This is a genomic window from Paracoccaceae bacterium Fryx2, from assembly GCA_032334235.1.
Classification (GTDB): Bacteria; Pseudomonadota; Alphaproteobacteria; order Rhodobacterales; family Rhodobacteraceae; genus JAVSGI01.
Window position 1 is genome coordinate 451,490 of the sequence record JAVSGI010000005.1, and the last position, 20,240, is coordinate 471,729.

The window sequence follows — 20,240 nt, forward strand, 5'->3', positions numbered from 1 at the left end:
GAGGCACCCGCCCGCCGGGCAATCCCGGCGGCGCAGACCTCAGGCCGCCAGATCCACCCAGACCGGCACATGGTCCGACGGCTTGTCGCCCGCCCGCACCTCGCGGTCGATCCGCGCCTCGCTCAGCAGGTCCGCCGCCTGCGGCGACAGCAGAACGTGGTCGATGCGGATGCCATTGTTGCGCGACCACGCCCCTGCCTGATAGTCCCAGAAGGTATAATGCCCCGGCGCGGGCTCCCGGGCCCGGAACGCATCCAGATAGCCCAGATGCAGCACCCGGCGAAACGCGGCGCGCGTGGCGGGTAGGAACAGCGCATCCTCAACCCAGGCGGAAGGCTTCGCCGCATCTTCGGCCTGCGGAATCACGTTGTAGTCGCCCGCCATGACCACCGGCTCCTCGGTCGCCAGCAGGTCGCGCGCCCGGTCCAGCAGGCGCGCCATCCAGGCCAGCTTGTAGTCGTATTTCGGCCCCGGCGCCGGGTTGCCGTTGGGCAGGTAAAGGCCGCAGACCCTGACAGCCCGTGCCCCGATCACCGTCGCCTCGATCCACCGCGACTGTTCGTCGGCGGCGTCGCCGGGCAGGCCGCGCACCACATCCTCCAGCGGCAGGCGCGACAGGATCGCCACGCCGTTGAACCCCTTCTGGCCATGGGTCTCCACCCGGTAGCCCATCTCCTCGAACAGCGCGCGCGGGAAGTCCTTGTCCTGCGACTTGATCTCCTGCAGCAGCACAACATCGGGCATGGCATTGCGCAGCCAGTCGGGCAGGGCCTCGATCCGCGCCTTGATGCCGTTGATGTTGAACGTGGCGATTTTCATCGTCGCAGACCTTTCGCAGCGGATGGCCGCAGCCTATGGGCTGGCCGGTGCCGGGGCAAGCGCCCGCTCGGGCGCACCCTCAGGCACTCCGGGCCAATGCCGGCCGGGCCGCGGCCAGCCACAGCGCATCGAGCGCGCGGAGTTCTGCGGCATCGAAGCGCGCGGCTTCCTCCCAATACCGCCCCGAGGGCACGAAATAGCCAAGCTCCGCCTCGCGCTGCAGGGCCTGCGCCGCCAGTGCACCGTCGAACGGCAGCGGTCGGGCGCGAGCGACCGAGTCCGGTCGCATCCGGGGGAAGACCAGCCGCGAAGGCCCCTCCGACAGGTTGACGAAGGCACAGCCCTGCCGCGCCCCCAGCACCATCAGCCGCGCGGCCTTGGCCTCCAGCGATTGCAGCGTGATGTCGGGGCGCAGCGGGTCGGGGCTGCCCGTGCCGTAGAAATGCGTGCGCCCGACGGCCGGGTAATGCATGTCGCAGCCCAGCAGGGCAATCACCTTCGGGGCATGGGCAAACAGCGCCCAGTATGCGGCGGTGAAGGCCATGGTGCCCCCGGCATAGACGAAACCGCCAAGGGCATTCTGGGCCGGAACGAAATCCTCCTGAGTCACCAGCCGCTGCCCGGGGCCGGGCTGGGGGCGGCGATCTTCTGGAAAATCATGCGGATGGATCAGCGCATCCCAGTCCGGCCGCACCCGCCAGGCGTTGTTGATCGCCAGCACATGATCGAACGGAGGGCGCGGCCAGTTGGCGGCGCGGGTGACGGACGGGCCGGAGCCGAGGATCAGAATGTGCCGCATCGCCGTGCCCCCATTGTGTCCTCGTGGAACTAGGGCGGGGCGGACGCGGGGCGAGGTCCCCACCGGCATTTCTGCCGAAGATCGCGATTTTTCTACGAAAAATCACCGCTGCGCGGATGCGGCTGAATCGTGGGTTGACCGATTTTTCGTAGAAAAATCGTGCGGCGGCCGGTCACATCGAGAACGACGTTCCGCACCCGCATGAGCTGGATGCATTGGGGTTCCGGATCACGAAGCGCGCACCGATCAGTTCCTCGGAATAGTCGATCACCGCGTTCGACAGGAAGGGCAGCGACACCGCGTCAACCAGCACCTTCTGCCCGTCCTTTTCCAGCACCAGATCGTCGGCAGCCGGATCGTCGAGCCGGATGTCGTACTGGAAGCCCGAGCAACCGCCGCCTTCGACCGCGACGCGCAAGGCGCGCCCGTCGCCGGTGCTGGCGGCAATCTTGGCCAGCCGGGCAAAGGCCCGGTCGGTCACGCGGGGGGGAAGCGTCAGATCCATTGCTTACAAAACCCGTGTCATTCCGGTTACCGATTACATATAGGAGGATGCAATTGCCCACACAAGCACAGGCGACATGATGTTGGCACCCTATGCCTGCCAGCCCGAACAAAGCCGAGGAAGGCTTCATACCGAGCGGATGTCGAGCTTTCGCTCGGATTTTCAGCGCGACCGGGACCGGATCATCCATTCCAGCGCCTTCCGGCGGCTGAAGCACAAGACGCAGGTCTTTGTCGAGCATGAGGGCGACTATTACCGCACTCGCCTGACGCACTCGATCGAGGTGGCACAGGTGGCGCGCACCATCGCGGGCGTGCTGGGGCTGAACACCGATCTGGCCGAGGCGGTGGCGCTGGCGCATGATCTGGGCCACACGCCGTTCGGCCATACCGGCGAGGATGCGCTGGGGGCGCTGATGCAGCCCTACGGCGGGTTCGACCACAACGCGCAGGCGATCCGCATCGTCACCCGGCTGGAACGGCACTATGCCGATTTCGACGGGCTGAACCTGACCTGGGAAACGCTGGAGGGCATCGCCAAGCACAACGGCCCGCTGCTGGTGCTGGGCCCGGACGGGGTGCCGGTCGGCGACCCGCTGCCCTTCGCGCTGGCCGAGGCCAATGCCGAATGGGATCTGGAACTTGACACCTTTGCCTCGGCCGAGGCGCAGGTGGCGGCGATTGCCGACGATGTTGCCTATTCGCACCACGACCTGCACGACGGACTGCGCTCGGGCCTGTTCACCGAGGCCGACCTGATGGAGCTGCCGGTGACCGGCCCGGCCTTTGCGGCCGTCGACGCGCTCTACCCTGGGCTGGAGCCGATGCGGCGGCGGCACGAGGCGCTGCGGCGGGTGTTCGGACGCATGGTCGAGGACGTGATCGCGGTGGCAAAGAACCGGCTCGATGCGGCGCAGCCGAAGTCGGTGGCCGAGATCCGGGCGCTGGGGGCGACGGTGATCCGCTTTTCCAAGCCGCTCTATCAGGAACTGAAGGTGATCCGGTCGTTCCTGTTCCACCGGATGTATCGCGCGCCCTCGGTGATGTTGGAACGGGCGCGGGTGACGCTGGTGGTCAACGACCTGTTCCCGCTGTTCCTGTCGCAGCCCGGGCTTTTGCCCGCCGAGTTGCAGGCCGATGTGGCGCGGGCCGACGGGCAGGTGGCGCTGGCGCGGATCGTGGCCGATTATGTGGCGGGCATGACCGACCGCTTCGCCTTGCAGGAACATGCGCGGCTCTGCGGCGGCACAGCGGGGGACCGCGGCTAGGTCAGCGCCGGGCCGGGGCCAGCGCCGCGGCCAGCCAGATCGCCGCCAGCCCGACCGAGGCCACCGCATTCCAGCTGGCCATCGACAGGGTGAACAGCTCCCACGCCACCTCGTCGCAGCGCACGATCGGGGCGGCGAGGATCTGGTTCAAGAGGTCGGCCGGGTCCAGGCCCGCGACGCTGCCCGTGGTGCAGGAGGTCGGACCCTGCCACCAGCCACGCTCGACGCCGGTGTGATACATCCCGATCCCCGCCGTGGTCAGCGCCGCCGCCGCGCCGAGCACGGGCAGGGTGCGTCCCCTCAGCGCCAGCGCCAGCACGCCGATGCCCACTGCCGCCGCGTGGGGCCAGCGTTGCCACAGGCACAGCGGGCAGGGCGCCATGCCGCCCAGATACTGGAAGCCAAATGCCCCCAGAAGCATCAGGGCTGAACCGCCCGCCGCCAGCAGGATCAGGGTCGTGCGTGTCAATGTGCGTGTCATAGATACCTCACCAGTGCAAAGCCGCCCAGCAGCAGCAGCACCGCCAGCGTGAACAGGATCCCGAGGCGGCGCTCGATGAAGTCGCGGATCGGCGCGCCGAATTTCCACAGCAGCGCCGCCAGCACGAAGAACCGGAAGCCGCGCGCCACGATCGAGGCCACGATGAACACCGGCAGCGACAGGCCGGTCATCCCCGACAGGATGGTGATGACCTTGTAGGGGAAGGGGGTGATGCCTGCAATCAGCACCGCCCAGGCGCCCCAGTCGTTGTAGTTCTGCTCGAACACCGCGAACTTGTCGGTCATGCCGTAGAAGGCCAGCACCGGCTGCCCGACCGTTTCGAACAGCAGCGCGCCGATGCCATAGCCCGCCAGCCCGCCCAGCACCGAACTGACGGTGCAGACCGTGGCGATCAGGAAGGCGCGCGACGGGGCGGCGATGATCATCGGGATCAGCAGCAGATCGGGCGGGATCGGAAACACCGAGCTTTCGATGAACGAGACGAAAGCCAACGCCCAGAGCGCATGGCGGTGCTGCGCCAGCGACAGGGTCCAGTCATAAAGCGAGCGTATCATGAAGGTCTCCTGAAATCCGGGCGGTTGCACCATGGAACGGGGCGCGAGGTCAAGGGCGGATGGAGGCTTACCGATGCGGGCAGGCTCGGCTACTGTGCGGGAACCACGGGCGGCCGGGCGCGTTGCCGGGTGGCGGGGTTTCTGGGGGATCGGCATGAAGTGGCAGGGCAGGCGCGGCAGCCGAAACATCGAGGACCGGCGCGGCATGTCGGCCGGACGGGTTGGCGGGGTCGGCGGCATCGGCGTGGTGGCGGTGCTGCTGATCGGGTATTTCTTCGGGATCGACGTGACACCGCTGCTGCAGGAAGGCGGCAGCGAACCGGGCACGCCCGTCGAACTGACCGCAGAAGACGTGGCTGCGGGCGAATTCGTCTCGGTCACGCTGGCCGATACCGAGGAGGTCTGGGCACAGGTGTTCCGCGATCAGGTCGGCCGGGCCTACCGCCCCGCGACGCTGGTGCTGTTCAAGGACGTGACGCAGTCGCCCTGCGGCGGGGCATCAGGGGCCACCGGGCCGTTCTACTGCCCGGCAGACCGCAAGGTGTATCTGGATACCGCCTTCTTCACCACGCTGGAGCAGCGTCTCGGCGCGGCCGGCGACTTTGCCGCCGCCTATGTGGTGGCGCACGAGATCGGGCACCATGTGCAGCATGAACTGGGCATCCTGGGACAGGCCGGCGAACAGCGCGCTGCCATGTCCGAGGCCGACAGCAACGCGGTGTCGGTGCGGGTCGAGCTTCAGGCCGACTGTTTCGCGGGGATCTGGGCGCGCGAGGCGCAGGCGCGCTTCGGGTCGATCAGCGCGGCCGATCTGGAGGAGGCGGTGAACGCCGCGCGCCAGATCGGTGACGACACGCTGCAGCGCAACGCAGGCCGACGCCCGATGCCGCACACCTTCACCCACGGCACCTCGGCGCAGCGGTCCGACTGGTTCGAGCGCGGCTACCAGACCGGCGACATGGCGCAATGCGACACTTTCGCCGCGTCGCGGCTGTAGGGCGATTTTTCTACGAAAAATCGGCGGTGGCGCGGGTTCCCGTGCCGGGATGCCCGTGCCGGGATGCCCGTGCCGGGATGCCCGTGCCGGGATGCCGGTGCCGGGATGCCGATGATTGACGCCGCGTTGCGGCCGCGGTAAATGGCAGCCGTGGCCCGAGTGGCGGAACGGTAGACGCAGGGGATTCAAAATCCTCCGCCGAGAGGTGTGCGAGTTCGAATCTCGCCTCGGGCACCATCCCCAACGCATGAGATCCTGCGTGAGTTGTGCGGCATACGTGGCAGTGCCGGGTGGTGATTCGGGCTTTCTTAAGCTTAACAGTGGATTGAACGGCACCGAAGGCCGGTTTCGGCCCGGATTGATGCGCATCCGTGAACGGCCTGCGGGCAAAGGGGGCGAAATCTGGGCAGTATCCGGAGCCTGGTTAACCGGCTCTTGCGCCCGGCCACCTGTTTCCGCCACGTCAACAGTCATCTTCCCCGGCCGGCCATGGATTCTGAATCCTGCCACGGAATCCGGGGTTTGGCGGGTCGGCGGGGGCGCCGATCTGCCCGGGCCGGAAACAATCCTGAACCATGGGCTGAGACTCAGGCCGCGATTTCTGCCAGATGCAGGGGGGGGTGCCGCCAAGTTGCCACCAGCCTGCCGTTTTTCACTTTCCGGAAGGCTTAATCAAAGGTAGTGATTCAGGAGTCTTGCTGGGTAAGACAGATTGGCCGTGGGGGCGGTCGTTCAGTGGTGGTGCGCCGGTTGGCGCGGGAGAAGTCGTGAACATGCTGCCAGTTACCGGATTGGTTTCCGGGTGCGTCGATCCGGGGCATCTCCGGGATTGACCGGGCTGCGTCCGCTTCTTGCGGGCGGCAATTCTGTTCCTCCTCGCAATTGACGACAGGTCTCCAGGTGCAGCGGTCCGGCGAGTCCGGTCCGGTGCCGACCGTGCGTTTCCCGCCCGCGGGAGGCGGAGAGCTTTGGATCGGGTGCAGCCGGGCGACGGGTGTGCTGCTGACGTAAGGATATGGATATGCCGGTAATTGCGCTCTACAACTTCGACGAGACGACGGGAACGACGGTCCATGACTCCGCTCTGGGCAACGGGGCGCAGAACGGGATGTACATCAACGGGGCCTCGCCCGCAGGGGGGGAGGCGATGCTGGATGGCAGGAACGATCTGGTAAAGATCCTTGCCAACCCGGTGTTCCAGATGGACAGCGGCACCCTGAACATCGCGTTTTCCCAGAGCTCGGCAAGCGGCTGCCGTCCTGAAACCATCCTGTCGCGCGACAGCGCCGGCGTGACGCAGGGCGGGTTCCGCATCGAGATCCTGGCCAGTGGGGCGATCGTCATCGCGCATGAAGGCGCGGCCGGCACCGAGACCTTCGGCACCGGGCCGGGCTTCATGGCGCCGGGTGATGACATCAAGCTGAGCTACAGCTGGGACGAGGGCGGGACCGGCGGCAAGCTGGTGATCGAAAACACCACCGCGGGCACCGCATTCGCAGACGACGTGCCCAACAGCCTGACGATGGACATGGGCGCCATCAACCAGCCCTGGATCGTGGGTGCCGGGCAGTCGCTGTCGTCCCCGGCGATCCTGAACGACATCAACCAGCATTTCCACGGCACGGTTTCGATGTTCTCGATCTCGGACACGGTCGACAACCTCGGCACCGTCAACGACGGAATCGTTTCGGGCACGGAAGGCGACGACCTGATCGACCTTGCCTATACCGGCGACCCCGATGGCGACCGGATCGACCGCGGCGACGCGATCATCGCCGGTCAGGGCCCCGATGACGACATCGTGGTGGCGGGAGGCGGCAACGACACCGTGCTGGCCGGGCTCGGAAACGACCTGATCTACGGCGGTGGCGGGAATGACGTGATCCATGGCGGCCCCGGCGATGACACGATCGACGGCGGCGACGGCAATGACACCCTTCATGGCGGCAACGGCAGCGATCTGGTGGACGGCGGCGACGGCGATGACCTGATCGACACCAGCGGCAGCAGGGCACCGTTGCCCGACCGCGGCTATCCGGGGCTTTATCCGGCCGATGGCGACCCGATGAACGACCGTGACACGGTCTACGGCGGGGCCGGCAACGACACGATCACCACCGGCGATGACAACGACCTGATCTTCGGCGGTTCGGGCAACGACTTGATCGACGGCGGAATCGACGACGACACCATCCATGGCGGCAGTGGCGACGACACGATGATTGGCGGCGAAGGCTCCGATGTGGTGTTTGGCGGCGACGGCAACGATCTGATCTATGGCGGGCTCAGCCCCGAGTTTCCCGACGCGATCAACATTCCCGACGCCACCGACCTGCGCCCCGACAATGGCCGGGACACGCTGTTCGGCGGCGCGGGCAACGACACCATCTTCGGCATGGATGATGACGACATCCTGCGGGGGGGCGACGGCAACGACTACCTCGATGGCGGGATCGACGACGACACCCTTCATGGCGACGAGGGCAATGACACCCTGATCGGCGGAGAAGGTACCGACGTGATGTTCGGCGGGGCCGACCGCGACACATTCATCGGTGCCACCGCGGGCGATCAGATCGACGGCGGCGAGGAGGGCGACGACTATGACACGCTCGATCTGCGTGGCCTCGGTCCGCGGCAGGTGATCTACGACCCGGCCAACTCGGAAAACGGCACGGTCAACTTCCTCGACAGTGACGGAAACCTTACCGGCACGATGGCTTTCGTGAACATCGAGAATGTGGTGTGCTTTACGCCCGGCACGATGATCGCCACGCCGAAGGGCGAGGTTCCGGTAGAAAATCTGCGCCCCGGCGACAAGGTGATCACCCGCGACAACGGCATTCAGGAAATCCGCTGGACCGGCCGGAAGGTGATGGACTGGCGCGCCCTGACGGCAAACCCGCATCTGAAGCCGATCCTCGTTCGCCAGGGTGCGCTTGGCAACGGCCTGCCGGAACGCGACATGATGCTGAGCCCGAACCACCGGGTTCTGGTCGCCAACGACCGCACGGCGCTTTACTTCGACGAACACGAGGTGCTGGTTGCGGCCAAGCATCTGGTCGGCGGCGCGGGCATCCATGAGGTCGACAGCATCGGCACCACCTACCTGCACTTCATGTTCGACCGCCACGAGGTCGTTCTGTCGAACGGGGCCTGGACCGAAAGCTTCCAGCCGGGCGACTACACGCTGAAAGGCATGGGCAATTCGCAGCGCAACGAGATATTCGAGCTGTTCCCCGACCTGAAGACACCGGCCGGGCTGGACGCATACGGTGCCGCCCGCAAGACGCTGAAACGGCACGAGGCGCGCCTGCTGGTCCAGTAAGGATCAGGCGGCGCCGGCAATCGACGGATCAGGGGCTCCTCGCGGGGCCCCTTTTCCTTGGCGGCGGGACAATCCGGCCGCAGGGAAGGGATTGTTTCGGGTTTGAGGGCGAAGGCCCGCAACCCCCGCAGCCTGTTACGGGAATTCGGCAAAGCAGCCCAATTTGCACATATTTCAGCCACCTTCCGTTGCCAGAAGCGGGGTTGACCGAACCGCGGCTCAAGCCTTTGCCGCGCGCCCCCGAAGCCCCCGGCAGGAGATGACGATGGCCCGCCTGCTTGCCAGACCCCACGCCCGCGACTTCGGCCGCATGTCATTCCCGCCCGTCTTCCCTGCCGCAGCCTGAGGGTCACACCATGCCGAGAGCAGATGCGCTGAAGATCCTTGATGCCGCTGCCCCCGGCAAGGGCGAAGCTGCGGATGGCCTGTCCCCGATCAGGGCCGCCGACGCTGCCCCTGACGGGACCGTGTCGGCCACCGATGGCGACGTGGGTCCGGCCGTGGCCGGTGATGAAAGGGTGCTGGCCGGGGCCGGGGATGACAGTGTCGAGGGCGGCAGCGGCGACGACACGCTGGCGGGCGGTGCCGGGGCCGATGCGCTATTCGGCGGCGCGGGTGACGACCTGCTGCTGGCGGCCGGCGATCCGGCCGATCTGATCGGCAACGGCGGTTTCGAGCAGACCGGCGGCATGGCCGCGACCGGGACCGGCCATCTCGGCTACGATGGCACGGCCCCCGGCGGCTGGGTCGCCGGGCCGGGCGGCGTGGTCGAGATTGTCTCTGCCGGCGCGGGCGGCAACTCGCTCGACACCGAAGGCCCGTTCGGCACCGGCAGCATCAGCCAGCAGATCGCGGGCGTGGTCGATGGCGCACCGTATGAGATCACCTTCGACGCCATCGACGGATTGAGCGACGACAACACTCTGGACGTGTTCTGGAACGGCATTCTGGTCGGCACGGTCGATCCCGGCAGCGCCGCGCACACCACCTACCGCATCGCGGTGACGGGGGGCGAGGGCGACGGCAGCAACACCCTGACCTTCCAGAGCACCGGCCCGCAGGACGGGGCGGGGATGCTGCTTGACAACGTGCAATTCTGGGGCGCCGGCAGCCTGACGGACGATGCCGATGCCGACACCTTGTCGGGCGGCGACGGGCGCGACGCCGTCGTGGCGGCGGGCGGCGACCTGGTCGATGGTGGCGACGATGCCGACACGCTGGTGGTCAACGGCGTGCTGTCGATCGCCTTCGACCCCGACAATGCCGAGAATGGCACCATCACCTTCATCGACGCCTCGATCCTGACCTTCGCAAATATCGAGGCGATGGTCGTCGATGGCGGCGCGGATGACATCGTGCGCGGCACGGCGGGCGATGACCTGATCGGCGCGGGCCATGCCGACCTTGACGGCGACCGGATCGACGGCAACGACGCCCTGCTGCCCGGCGAGGGTGCGAACGACGACATCGTTCTGGCGGGCGGCGGGAACGACACGGTCGCGGGCGGCCTCGGTGCCGACGAGGTGTTCGGTGGCGCCGGGAACGACAGCCTGAACGGCGAGGATGGCGACGACAGCCTGCTGGGCGGCACCGGCGACGACACGCTGATCGGCGGCGGCGGCGACGACACCCTGCGCGGCGGCGACGGGCGCGACCTGCTGCTGGGGGTCGATGGCGCCGACCTGATGTTCGGCGAGGTGGGCGACGACGAACTGGTCGGCTCGGTCGGGGATGACACGCTGCACGGCGGTGCGGGCAACGATACCCTGCGCGGCGACGAGGGCAACGACACGCTTTACGGCGGCGACGATGCCGACCGGCTGTATGCCGGGTCGGGGGCCGGGTTTGTCGATGGCGGCGAGGGCGGCGACGACGACGACACGCTCAATGTCAGCGATCTGGCCGGGGTGGTCCATGATCCGGCGAACGGCGAGAACGGCACCGTCACCTTCCTAGATGGCAGCACGCTGGGTTTCGTCAACATCGAGCATCTGGTCTTCAACGGCGGCCCGGACGGCATCATATACGGCACCGACCGGGCCGACCTGATCGACGCCGCCTATGTGGATCGCAACGGCGACCGGGTCGACGCGGGCGATGCGGTGTTTGCCGGGGCAGGGCCCGACGACGACGAGGTGTTCGCGGGTGGCGGCGATGACACGATCCTGTCGGGTGCCGGGCGCGACTATGTCTATGGCGGCGACGACCGGGACCGGATCGCAACCGGGGACGGCGACGACTACGCGCAGGGCGACGCCGGCGACGACACCGTTCTGGGCGAGGATGGCGACGATTTCCTGCGCGGCGATGCGGGCAACGACATCGTGCAGGGCGACGGCGGCAGCGATACGGTCTATGGCGGGCTGGGCGAGGACACGATCTTCGGCGGGATCGGCAACGACTACGCCTATGGCGGCTATGGCAACGACTTCGTCTACGGCGGCGACGGGGCCGACACCATCACCGGCAGCGATGGCGATGACGTGGTTCATGGCGGCGCGGGCGACGATCAGGTGCTGGGCTCGAACGGCAACGACACGCTCTATGGCGGCGCGGGGCGCGATGCGCTGTTCGGCGATTTCGACCGCGACGTGATCCATGGCGAGGCCGGCGATACCGTCGATGGCGGCAAGGGGGGCGACGATTTCGACACGCTCCACGTCGCGGATGTGGCCGCAATCGACTATGATCCGGCCAACGGCGAAAACGGCACCGTCACCTTCAACGACGGCGGAACGCTGGGTTTTTTCGGAATCGAAAGCACTGTCATCGACAGGGCGGCATCGCGGAACGGCGTCGTGTCGGGCACCGCCGGGGATGACCTGATCGACACGGCCTACTCCGACGACCCCGAGGGCGACCGGATCGACGCCGCAGATGCGCTGCCCGGCGCCGGGCCCGACGATGATCTGGTCAAGGCCGGGGATGGCCACGATACCGTGCTGGCCGGGGCTGGCGCCGACCAGGTGTTCGGCGGCACCGGCAATGACAGCCTTTCGGGCGAAGGCGGCAACGACCTGCTGCACGGCGAGGACGGCAACGACCACCTGTCGGGCGGCGCCGGGGATGACGAGCGTTTCGGCGGTGCGGGCAACGACACGCTGACCGGCGACGCCGGCGCCGACCGGATGCAGGGCGGCGATGACCGCGACACCTTCTTCGACGGCCCGGGTGACACCATCGACGGCAACGAGGGCGGCGACGACTTCGACACGCTCGACCTGCGCGCGTGGGGCAAGGCGGGCACCACCATCCGCTTCGACCCGCTGAACGGCGAAAACGGCTCGGTCGAGTGTCTGGATGCCGATGGCGCGGTGACCGGCACGATCGCATTCAGTAACATCGAACAGGCGGTGCCCTGCTTCACCCCCGGCAGCCTGATCCTGACCGAACGCGGCGAGGTCAGGGTCGAGGCGCTGGTGGCGGGCAACACCGTGGTGACCCGCGACAACGGCCATCAGCCGGTGCGCTGGACCGGGCGGCGCGATCTGGCGCGGGCCGACCTGATGGCGCAGCCCCGGCTGTCGCCGGTCCGCATCGCGGCGCGGGCGCTGGACGGGATCTTGCCGCAGCGCGACATGCTGGTGTCGCCGCAGCACCGGATGCTGATGACCGGGCCGCGCGCCGAGATGTTCTTTGGCGAACCCGAGGTTCTGGTGGCCGCCACCCATCTGGTGGGAGAGGCGGGCATCGACCGGGTGTTTCCCGATGGCATCAGCTACATCCACATCCTGTTCGACCGGCACGAGATCATCAGCGCCGACGGGGCCTGGACCGAAAGCTTCCAGCCGGGCGACCTGACGCTGGCGGGCATGGATGGCGAACAGCGCGCCGAAGTGCTGGCGATCTTTCCCGAACTGGCGGAACCCGGCAGCCGCTTCGCCGCCGCCCGCCTGACGCTGAAGCCGCACGAGGTCAAGGTGATGCTGTCAGACTGACCGGCCGGGCCCCGCGGCCCGCCAGGCGGCCCAGTCCTCGGGCGTATCCAGATCGGTGACGGCGGCGTTGCCCGGCAGCGCAACCAGACGCGTGCGCCCGGCATGGCGGGCCAGCAGGTCGCGCGCCCCCGCATCCCCCGACAGCGCGGCCAGATCAGCCCGCGCCCAGGCGGGGAAGATAACCGGGTGACCGGGCTTCCCCGCCGCCGAGCCTGCCCGCAGGATACTCCCGGGCGTTTCGCGAAACGCGGCAAGCATCATCGCCAGATCGGCCGCCGCGATCTCGGGCAGGTCGGCCAGCAGCAAGAGCAGCGGGCCGGGCGGCAAGGTGCCCTCCGCCGCCCGGATCGAGGCCGCGATCCCTTCCGCCGCATCGGGCACCGGGATCAGCGTCACCGCCAGCCCCGCCAGCGCCCGCGCCCGCGCGGGCCGGTCGGTCGGCAGCGTCACCGCCACCGGACATCCGGTTGCCTGTCCCGCCAGTGCTGCCCGCCGGATCTGGGGGATGCCGCCGATCGTCTCCATCAGCTTGTCGGCCCCGCGCATCCGGCTGGACGATCCGGCGGCGAGGATCACGATCTGCGGCATCGGCATCGGCATCGTCGGGGCCCTTCCATGCTCAGCGACCTTGCGCGCCCCTTCCGGCCCGTTGCTTGCGCAACGTGCGTTCGGCGCTGACGATCTTCCACCGGAAGATCGTCCGGGCGCGCCCCTTCCGGCCCGTTGCTTGCGCAACGTGCGTTCGGCGCTGACGATCTCCACCGGAAGATCGTCCGGGCGCGCCTCTTCCGGCCCGTTGCTTGCGCAACGTGCGTTCGGCGCTGACGATCTTCCACCGGAAGATCGTCCGGGCGCGCCTCTTCCGGCCCGTTGCTTGCGCAACGTGCGTTCGGCGCTGACGATCTTCCACCGGAAGATCGTCCGGGCGCGCCTCACCCACGCATCCGGGTGCCGTCGGCGTCGAACAGCGGTTCGGTCACCAGCACGGCGGGGCGGCGCTCGCCGAGAATCTCGATTTCCACCGCCAGACCATCGGCCACCCGGTCAGACGGCACGAACCCCAGCGCCACCGACTTCTGCGTGTGGTGCGAGTAGCCACCCGACGTGCAATAGCCCGCCACCGTGCCGTCAAGCCAGATCGGCTCCCACGCCACCACATCCGCCCCATTGGCATCGACCACGAAGGCGCAGAGCATGCGTTTCGCGCCCGCCGCCTTTTCCGCCATCGCCGCCGCCTTGCCGATCCAGTCGGACGGCTTGTTCCAGCGGATGAAGCGGTCAAGCCCGGTTTCCGCAGGCGTGTAGTCGGGGGTGAACTCGCGCCCCCAGGACCCGAAGAACTTGTCGAGCCTGAGGCTCATCATCGCCCGCATCCCGAACGGGCGCAGGCCCAGCTCGGCCCCCGCCACCGACAGGGTTTCCCACAGATGCCGCACCGACATGTGGTCGGAATAGATCTCGAACCCAAGATCGCCGGTATAGCTGACACGCTGCACGATGCAGTCGGCCATGCCGACCGTCATCCGCCGCACGTCCATGAAGCGGAACGCGTCTGCCGACACGTCGGCCCGCGTCACCCGCGCCAGCAGGTCGCGCGCGGCCGGCCCCGCGATCTGGAAACCGCTGCGCGCGTCCGAGATGTTCTCGACCCGAACCCCCGGCTCCGCGTGCTGCGCGAACCAGCGGCCGTGCCAGCCCTGCGCGCCATAGCTGGCGGTCAGCTGGAATTCGGTGTCCGACAGGCAGGACACGGTGAAATCGCCGATGATCCGGCCGCTTTCCGCCAGCATCGGCGTCAGGGAAAGCCGCCCCGGTTTCGGGATCAGCCCCGCCATCATCCGGTCCAGCCACGCCCGCGCCCCGGGGCCGGTGACGCGATACTTGCCGAAGTTCTGCACCTCGTTGATGCCGACGCCACCGCGCACCGCCGCCACCTCGGCCGCCGTCGCCTCCCAGGCGTTCGAGCGGCGGAAGGTCGGCGTCTCGTACAGCGGCTCGCCGGGCAGGGCGTGGTAGTTCACCACCTCCAGCCCGTATTGCTGGCCCCAGACCGCGCGCATCGCGCTGAATGTGTCATACATCGGCGTGGTGCGGAAGGGCCGCGCGGCGGACTTTTCCTCGTTCGGGAACGCCACCGAAAAGCGGGTCTGGTAGTTCTCGATCACCTTGGGCACGGTATAGCCCGGCGTCGTCCAGCTCCCGAACCGCGCAACGTCGAAGCCGCGCGGGTCGCGCTCCACCTCGCCCTCGATCATCCACTGCGCCAGCGCCAGCCCCATGCCGCCGCCCTGCGAAAAGCCCGCCATCACCGCGCAGGCCGACCAGTAGTTGCGCAGGCCCGGCACCGGCCCGATCAGCGGGTTGCCGTCGGGGGCGAAGGTGAAGGGGCCGTGGATCACCCGCTTGATCCCCGCGCGCTGCAGCGCCGGAAAGCGGCGGTAGGCGAACTCGATGCTGTCGGCGATCTTGTCGTATTGCTCGTTGAACAGCTCCTGCCCGAACTCCCACGGCGTGCCGTCCAGCGACCAGCCCTCGCAGGGTTTCTCGTAGAACCCGATGCAGAAGCCGCGCCCCTCCTGCCGCAGGTAGCTTTCGCCGCCCGGGTCCATCACATGCGGAAACTCGCGGCCGCGCGCCACGATTTCGGGAATGTCCTCGGTCACCAGATACTGGTGCGCCATCGGCAAGAGCGGCAGGTAGACCCCGGCCATCGCGCCCACCTCGCGCGCCCAGAGCCCGCCCGCGTTCACCAGATGCTCGGCGATAATGGTGCCCTTCTCGGTCACCACCTGCCACGAGCCGTCGGGCAGCGGGTTGGTTTCCAGCACCCGGTTGTGCAGCACGATCTCGGCCCCGCCCATCCGCGCCGCTTTGGCATAGGCGTGGGTTGTGCCGTAGGGGTCCAGATGCCCGTCGAGCGGGTCGAACAGTGCCCCCAGAATCCCGTCGGTGTTCACCATGCCGTCGGTCATCGCCTCGACCTCGGCCGGGGTCAGGATCGCGGTGTCCAGCCCCATGTATCGGTGCTTGGCACGTTCGGCCTTCAGCATGTCGAAGCGTTCGCGGTTGTCGGCAAGGGTGATGCCGCCGACATGGTGCAGCCCGCAGGACAGGCCGGTGATCGCCTCCAGCTCCTTGTAAAGCCGGATGGTATAGCCCTGCAGCGCCGCCATGTTGGTGTCGCCGTTCAGCGTGTGAAACCCGCCCGCCGCGTGCCAGGTCGAGCCCGAGGTCAGCTCCGACCGCTCCACCAGCATGACATCCGACCAGCCGAGCCTGGTCAGATGGTAAAGCACCGAACAGCCTACGACGCCGCCGCCGATGACCAGAACGCGGGTATGGGTTTTCATGCGGAACTCCAGGCAATGTGTGCCGCACATTGGCCCATGCCACGCCGCAGGATCATGCCCGGTTGCGACAGTGAATGTCGCTTCGGAAGGCTCAGCCTTCCCTTCCCTCTTCTTCTGTTCCCAAATATCCCGGGGGTCCGGGGGCTGGCCCCCGGCCTGTCCGCAAGACTATTTTTCGGGAATCAATCCCCGCGGGCTGAACCGCAGCACCAGAAGCAGGATGATCCCCATCGTCAGAAGCCGCATGTGCGCCGCCGAGTCGGTCAGATGCACCTTCAGCCAGGACCCGTCCGCCATGCCCGCCGTGACGCCCTGGATGAACATCAGTCCGATCGGCTCCACCATCACCCACAGCCACCAGATCAGAAAGCCGCCCAGCACCGCGCCCCAGTTGTTGCCCGACCCGCCGACGATCACCATCACCCAGACCAGGAAGGTGAAGCGCAGCGGCTGATAGGTGCCCGGAGTCAGTTGCCCGTCGAGCGTGGTCATCATCGCCCCTGCAACGCCGATCACCGCCGAGCCCAGCACGAAGATCTGCAGGTGCCGCTTCTTGACATTCTTGCCCATCGCGGCCGCGGCGGTTTCATTGTCGCGGATTGCGCGCATCATCCGCCCCCAGGGGGAGTTCAGCGCAAGTTCCGACAGCACGATCACCCCGAGCAGAACCGCGCCGAACAGCCCGGCATAGAGAAGCTTTACCACGATCGACGAGGTGGTGACGGGGTCCAGCCCCCAGTCGGCGGTAAAGGCCAAAAACCGTTCACTTTTCTGCAGGTTGACCTCGTAGGGCACCGGGCGCGGCAGCGAGATCACGTTCTTCACGCCGCGCGCCAGCCAGTCCTCGTTCTTCAGCACCGAGATGATGATTTCCGCAATGCCCAGCGTGGCAATCGCCAGATAGTCCGACCGCAGCCCCAGCGCGGTCTTGCCGATCGCCCAGGCCGCAATCGCTGCCAGCACGCCGCCCATCGGCCAGGCCAGCAGGATCGGCAGCCCAAGGCCGCCAATGTTGCCAGCCGCCGACGGGTTCACCGCCTCGATGGCAGAGACCGCCGGATCGAACACCCAGCGAAACAGGAAAAACCCGCCCGTCAGCAGCGCGACCATCGCCAGATTGCGCAGCCGCCCCGCCGCCATCTGCCGGTAAAGAACAACCGCCGCCCCGATGGTGGCCGCGCCCAGAACCAGCGCCAGCACGATGCCGGGGCCACCCGCCCGCCACGCCTCGGGCACCGGCGCGGCCGAGGTGATGACCACCGCCAGCCCCCCCAGCGCCACGAAGCCCATCACGCCGGTGTTGAAAAGCCCGGCATAACCCCATTGCAGGTTGACCCCCAGCGCCATGATCGCCGAGATCAGCGCCATGTTCAGGATGCCCAGCGACGAGTTCCAGCTTTGCAGCACGCCCGTTGCGATGAACAGCACCGCCACGGCGCCGAACAGGAAAAGGTTCTTGGCGCGCGAGTTGGCTGCGCTCCGGTTGCCGCCGCTCATACCGATTTCCCCTTGAACAGACCCGTCGGCATGAAGATCAGCACGATGATCAGGATGGTGAAACTGACGGCGAACTTGTAGTCGGTCGACATCAGCTGGACAAGACTGTCGGGCGCCAGGCTGTCGGGCAGGGCATAGCTCAGCACCTTCTTCCAGGCATAGGTCACCGTCACCTCGCTGAACGCGATGACGAAGCCGCCCGCAATCGCCCCCAGCGGATTGCCCAGCCCGCCGACGATGGCCGCAGCAAAGATCGGCAGCAGCAGCTGGAAATAGGTGAAGGGCTTGAACGACTTGTCCAGCCCGTAAAGCACCCCGGCAATCGTCGCCAGCGCCGCGGCGATGATCCAGGTCACCTGCACCACCCGCTCGGGGTTGATGCCCGACAAGAGCGCCAGATCCTCGTTGTCGGAAAAGGCCCGCATCGACTTGCCGGTGCGGGTGCGGCCCAGAAACCAGAACAGCGCCGCCACCACCACCGCCGCCGTCACCACCGTGATGCCCTGCGTGGTCTTGATCGCCAGCCCCTCGGCCAGCCCGGTCGCGGCGCGGAACTCGCCCGCCGTGATCAGGAAGCGCCCGCCATCACTGAAGTTCTGCTCGTTTACCCCGATGATGAAGCGGGTGATGCCGTTCATGATGAACATCACCCCCAGCGACACGATCACCAGAATGGTCGGCGCCGCCTTCTGCTTGCGGTAGAAGCGATACACCGCCCGGTCGGTTGCCAGCACGAAGATTGCGGTGATCGCGATGCCGAAGGGCAGGGCCAGCAGCGCGGTCGGCAGCACGCCGAACCCGATGCCCACCGACTGAAAACCCCATGTGATCAGGATGGTGACCATGGTGCCGAAGGCCATGGTGTCGCCATGCGCGAAGTTGGAAAAGCGCAGGATGCCGTAGATCAGCGTGACCCCCAGCGCCCCCAGCGCCAGCTGCGCGCCGTAAGCGAGGCCGGGAACGAAGACGAAATTGGTGAAAGCGACAATGGCGTTGAGCAGATCCATCTCAGCCCCCCAGAAAGCTGCGGCGGACCTCGGGGTCGGCCATCAGCGCCGCCCCGGTGTCAGTGAAACGGTTCGAGCCCTGAACCAGCACATAGCCCTTGTCCGCAATCATCAGCGCCTGACGGGCGTTCTGTTCCACCATCAGGATGGAAATCCCGGTGCGCGCCACCTCGATGATGCGGTCGAACAACTCGTCCATCACGATCGGCGACACGCCGGCCGTGGGTTCATCCAGCATCAGAACCTTGGGCTGGGTCATCAGCGCGCGCCCCACCGCGACCTGCTGGCGCTGGCCGCCCGAAAGCTCGCCCGCCGCCTGATAGCGCTTGGTCTTGAGGATCGGGAACAGGTGATAGACCTGTTCCATCGTGCCCCGGATGTCGTCGCGCCGCAGGAAGGCGCCCATTTCCAGATTTTCCTCCACCGTCATCGAGGTAAAGATGTTGTGGGTCTGCGGCACGAAGGCCATGCCCTTGGCCACGCGGTCCTGCGGCGAAAGCGCCGTGATGTCCTCGCCTTCCAGCAGCACACGGCCGCCGCGCAACTTCAGCATCCCGAAAACCGCCTTCATCGCGGTGGACTTGCCCGCCCCGTTCGGGCCGACGATCACCGCGATCTGACCCTTCTCCACGGCAAGGGTGCAGCCATGCAGGATGTCGGCGGCCCCATAGCCGCCCGTCATGGCATCGCCGATCAGGAAGGGCTCAGCCATGCCGCACCCTCCGCCCCGAAACGGCTTTCATCTTGGCAAAAATATCCCCGGGGGTCCGGGGGCAGGCAGCCCCCGGCTTCCGGCATCCCGCGCAGCCGTCAGCCATGCGCCACCACCTTGTTCTTCAGCCCGGTGCCGAGGTAGGCCTCGATCACCCGTTCATCGTTCTTCACCTCGTCCACCGTGCCCTGCGCCAGCACCTTGCCCTCGGCCATGCAGATCACCGGGTCGCAAAGCCGCGCGATGAAATCCATGTCGTGCTCGATGACGCAGAAGGTATAGCCCCGCTCGCGGTTCAGCCGCACGATGGCATCGCCGATGGTGTTCAGCAGCGTGCGGTTCACCCCGGCGCCGACCTCGTCGAGAAACACGATCCGCGCATCGACCATCATGGTGCGGCCAAGCTCCAGCAGCTTCTTCTGCCCGCCCGAGATGTTGGCGGCGCGTTCCTCGGCCAGATGGCTGATCGTCAGGAACTCAAGCACCTCGTCGGCCTTGTCGCGGATGCGGCGTTCTTCGGCGGAAACGGTGCCGCGGCGGAACCATGCGTTCCACAGCGTTTCGCCGACTGCCGGGCGGGCACCATCATCAGGTTCTCGCGCACGGTCATCGAGCCGAATTCGTGGGCGATCTGGAAGGTGCGCAGCAGCCCCTTGTGGAACAGCTCGTGCGGGGCCAGGCCGGTGATGTCCTCGCCCGCCATGGTCACCCGGCCGGATGTCGGCGGCAGGCGGCCCGCGATCACGTTGAACAGCGTGGTCTTGCCCGCGCCGTTCGGTCCGATCAGACCGGTGATCGACCCGGACCTGATCTCGATGGATGCACCGTCGACGGCCCGGAAGCCGCCGAAATGCCTGTGCAGATTCTCGACCACGATCATCTGGTTGTTTCCCCTTTGCCCTTGCCGTTTCGCAGCGTTGCCGCAGCGCCGTCGGGGCTGTTGTTCAAGGCAACGGCCCGGGGAT

Annotated in this window: 14 protein-coding genes, 1 tRNA gene and 1 pseudogene; 5 read left to right on the top strand and 11 right to left on the bottom strand. The window is 67.3% G+C overall.

Annotation, left to right across the window (positions count from 1 at the left end):
* Positions 1-39: 39 nt before the first annotated feature.
* From xth to RNZ50_11435, 3 genes are all read right to left on the bottom strand, one after another.
* Positions 40-819, bottom strand: a complete 780-nt coding sequence (xth, locus tag RNZ50_11425) for an exodeoxyribonuclease III (protein ID MDT8855613.1) — start codon at positions 817-819, stop codon at positions 40-42.
* A gap of 79 nt (positions 820-898) precedes the next feature.
* On the bottom strand, positions 899-1,618 hold the full coding sequence (locus RNZ50_11430; GenBank protein ID MDT8855614.1) for a hypothetical protein: 720 nt from the start codon (positions 1,616-1,618) through the stop codon (positions 899-901).
* Between the two features lie 172 nt (positions 1,619-1,790).
* Positions 1,791-2,117 (bottom strand): iron-sulfur cluster assembly accessory protein, encoded by a 327-nt coding sequence (locus RNZ50_11435; protein MDT8855615.1) that lies wholly within the window; start codon positions 2,115-2,117, stop codon positions 1,791-1,793.
* Between the two features lie 85 nt (positions 2,118-2,202).
* On the opposite strand from RNZ50_11435, the gene RNZ50_11440 reads away from it, so the two are divergent.
* Complete coding sequence (locus tag RNZ50_11440) at positions 2,203-3,390, top strand: deoxyguanosinetriphosphate triphosphohydrolase (protein ID MDT8855616.1); 1,188 nt, start codon at positions 2,203-2,205, stop codon at positions 3,388-3,390.
* 1 nt (position 3,391) lies between these two features.
* Here the strand turns inward: RNZ50_11440 and RNZ50_11445 are convergent, their stop codons facing one another.
* Entirely contained in the window at positions 3,392-3,871 is a 480-nt protein-coding gene (locus RNZ50_11445; protein ID MDT8855617.1) for a disulfide bond formation protein B, read from the bottom strand.
* On the bottom strand, positions 3,868-4,446 hold the full coding sequence (locus tag RNZ50_11450; GenBank protein MDT8855618.1) for a YqaA family protein: 579 nt from the start codon (positions 4,444-4,446) through the stop codon (positions 3,868-3,870). Before RNZ50_11450 ends, RNZ50_11445 begins: the two co-directional genes overlap by 4 nt.
* A gap of 154 nt (positions 4,447-4,600) precedes the next feature.
* Here RNZ50_11450 and RNZ50_11455 point away from each other — a divergent pair, with 154 nt between their 5' ends.
* From RNZ50_11455 to RNZ50_11470, 4 genes are all read left to right on the top strand, one after another.
* On the top strand, positions 4,601-5,443 hold the full coding sequence (locus RNZ50_11455) for a neutral zinc metallopeptidase (GenBank protein ID MDT8855619.1): 843 nt from the start codon (positions 4,601-4,603) through the stop codon (positions 5,441-5,443).
* 153 nt (positions 5,444-5,596) lie between these two features.
* Positions 5,597-5,680 (top strand) — tRNA-Leu (locus RNZ50_11460).
* A 784-nt stretch (positions 5,681-6,464) separates the two neighbouring features.
* Positions 6,465-8,771, top strand: coding sequence for a Hint domain-containing protein (locus RNZ50_11465; protein ID MDT8855620.1), 2,307 nt, complete (start codon positions 6,465-6,467; stop codon positions 8,769-8,771).
* A gap of 356 nt (positions 8,772-9,127) precedes the next feature.
* Complete coding sequence (locus tag RNZ50_11470; GenBank protein MDT8855621.1) at positions 9,128-12,709, top strand: Hint domain-containing protein; 3,582 nt, start codon at positions 9,128-9,130, stop codon at positions 12,707-12,709.
* Here RNZ50_11470 and RNZ50_11475 read toward each other — a convergent pair.
* The 6 genes and pseudogenes from RNZ50_11475 to RNZ50_11500 form a co-directional block, all read right to left on the bottom strand.
* Complete coding sequence (locus tag RNZ50_11475) at positions 12,701-13,309, bottom strand: NTP transferase domain-containing protein (GenBank protein ID MDT8855622.1); 609 nt, start codon at positions 13,307-13,309, stop codon at positions 12,701-12,703. The two genes, RNZ50_11470 and RNZ50_11475, sit on opposite strands and share 9 nt — an antisense overlap.
* Positions 13,310-13,641: 332 nt before the next feature.
* Positions 13,642-16,059, bottom strand: a complete 2,418-nt coding sequence (locus RNZ50_11480) for an FAD-dependent oxidoreductase (protein MDT8855623.1) — start codon at positions 16,057-16,059, stop codon at positions 13,642-13,644.
* A 168-nt stretch (positions 16,060-16,227) separates the two neighbouring features.
* Complete coding sequence (locus RNZ50_11485) at positions 16,228-17,556, bottom strand: branched-chain amino acid ABC transporter permease (protein ID MDT8855624.1); 1,329 nt, start codon at positions 17,554-17,556, stop codon at positions 16,228-16,230.
* Complete coding sequence (locus RNZ50_11490; protein ID MDT8855625.1) at positions 17,553-18,563, bottom strand: branched-chain amino acid ABC transporter permease; 1,011 nt, start codon at positions 18,561-18,563, stop codon at positions 17,553-17,555. Before RNZ50_11490 ends, RNZ50_11485 begins: the two co-directional genes overlap by 4 nt.
* A 1-nt stretch (position 18,564) precedes the next feature.
* The gene (locus RNZ50_11495; protein ID MDT8855626.1) at positions 18,565-19,275 is read right to left on the bottom strand and encodes an ABC transporter ATP-binding protein; all 711 of its coding nucleotides are present in this window, start codon (positions 19,273-19,275) and stop codon (positions 18,565-18,567) included.
* A 98-nt stretch (positions 19,276-19,373) separates the two neighbouring features.
* Positions 19,374-20,155 (bottom strand): annotated as a pseudogene (locus RNZ50_11500) (ABC transporter ATP-binding protein).
* Positions 20,156-20,240: the final 85 nt, after the last annotated feature.

Excerpts from the sequence above, each read along its gene's own strand:
- xth (MDT8855613.1), bottom strand. The coding sequence starts at position 819 with ATGAAAATCGCCACGTTCAACATCAACGGCATCAAGGCGCGGATCGAG.
- RNZ50_11430 (MDT8855614.1), bottom strand. The coding sequence starts at position 1,618 with ATGCGGCACATTCTGATCCTCGGCTCCGGCCCGTCCGTCACCCGCGCC.
- RNZ50_11440 (MDT8855616.1), top strand. The coding sequence starts at position 2,203 with ATGTTGGCACCCTATGCCTGCCAGCCCGAACAAAGCCGAGGAAGGCTT.
- RNZ50_11445 (MDT8855617.1), bottom strand. The coding sequence starts at position 3,871 with ATGACACGCACATTGACACGCACGACCCTGATCCTGCTGGCGGCGGGC.
- RNZ50_11450 (MDT8855618.1), bottom strand. The coding sequence starts at position 4,446 with ATGATACGCTCGCTTTATGACTGGACCCTGTCGCTGGCGCAGCACCGC.
- RNZ50_11455 (MDT8855619.1), top strand. The coding sequence starts at position 4,601 with ATGAAGTGGCAGGGCAGGCGCGGCAGCCGAAACATCGAGGACCGGCGC.
- RNZ50_11465 (MDT8855620.1), top strand. The coding sequence starts at position 6,465 with ATGCCGGTAATTGCGCTCTACAACTTCGACGAGACGACGGGAACGACG.
- RNZ50_11470 (MDT8855621.1), top strand. The coding sequence starts at position 9,128 with ATGCCGAGAGCAGATGCGCTGAAGATCCTTGATGCCGCTGCCCCCGGC.
- RNZ50_11475 (MDT8855622.1), bottom strand. The coding sequence starts at position 13,309 with ATGCCGATGCCGATGCCGCAGATCGTGATCCTCGCCGCCGGATCGTCC.
- RNZ50_11480 (MDT8855623.1), bottom strand. The coding sequence starts at position 16,059 with ATGAAAACCCATACCCGCGTTCTGGTCATCGGCGGCGGCGTCGTAGGC.
- RNZ50_11485 (MDT8855624.1), bottom strand. The coding sequence starts at position 17,556 with ATGAGCGGCGGCAACCGGAGCGCAGCCAACTCGCGCGCCAAGAACCTT.
- RNZ50_11490 (MDT8855625.1), bottom strand. The coding sequence starts at position 18,563 with ATGGATCTGCTCAACGCCATTGTCGCTTTCACCAATTTCGTCTTCGTT.
- RNZ50_11495 (MDT8855626.1), bottom strand. The coding sequence starts at position 19,275 with ATGGCTGAGCCCTTCCTGATCGGCGATGCCATGACGGGCGGCTATGGG.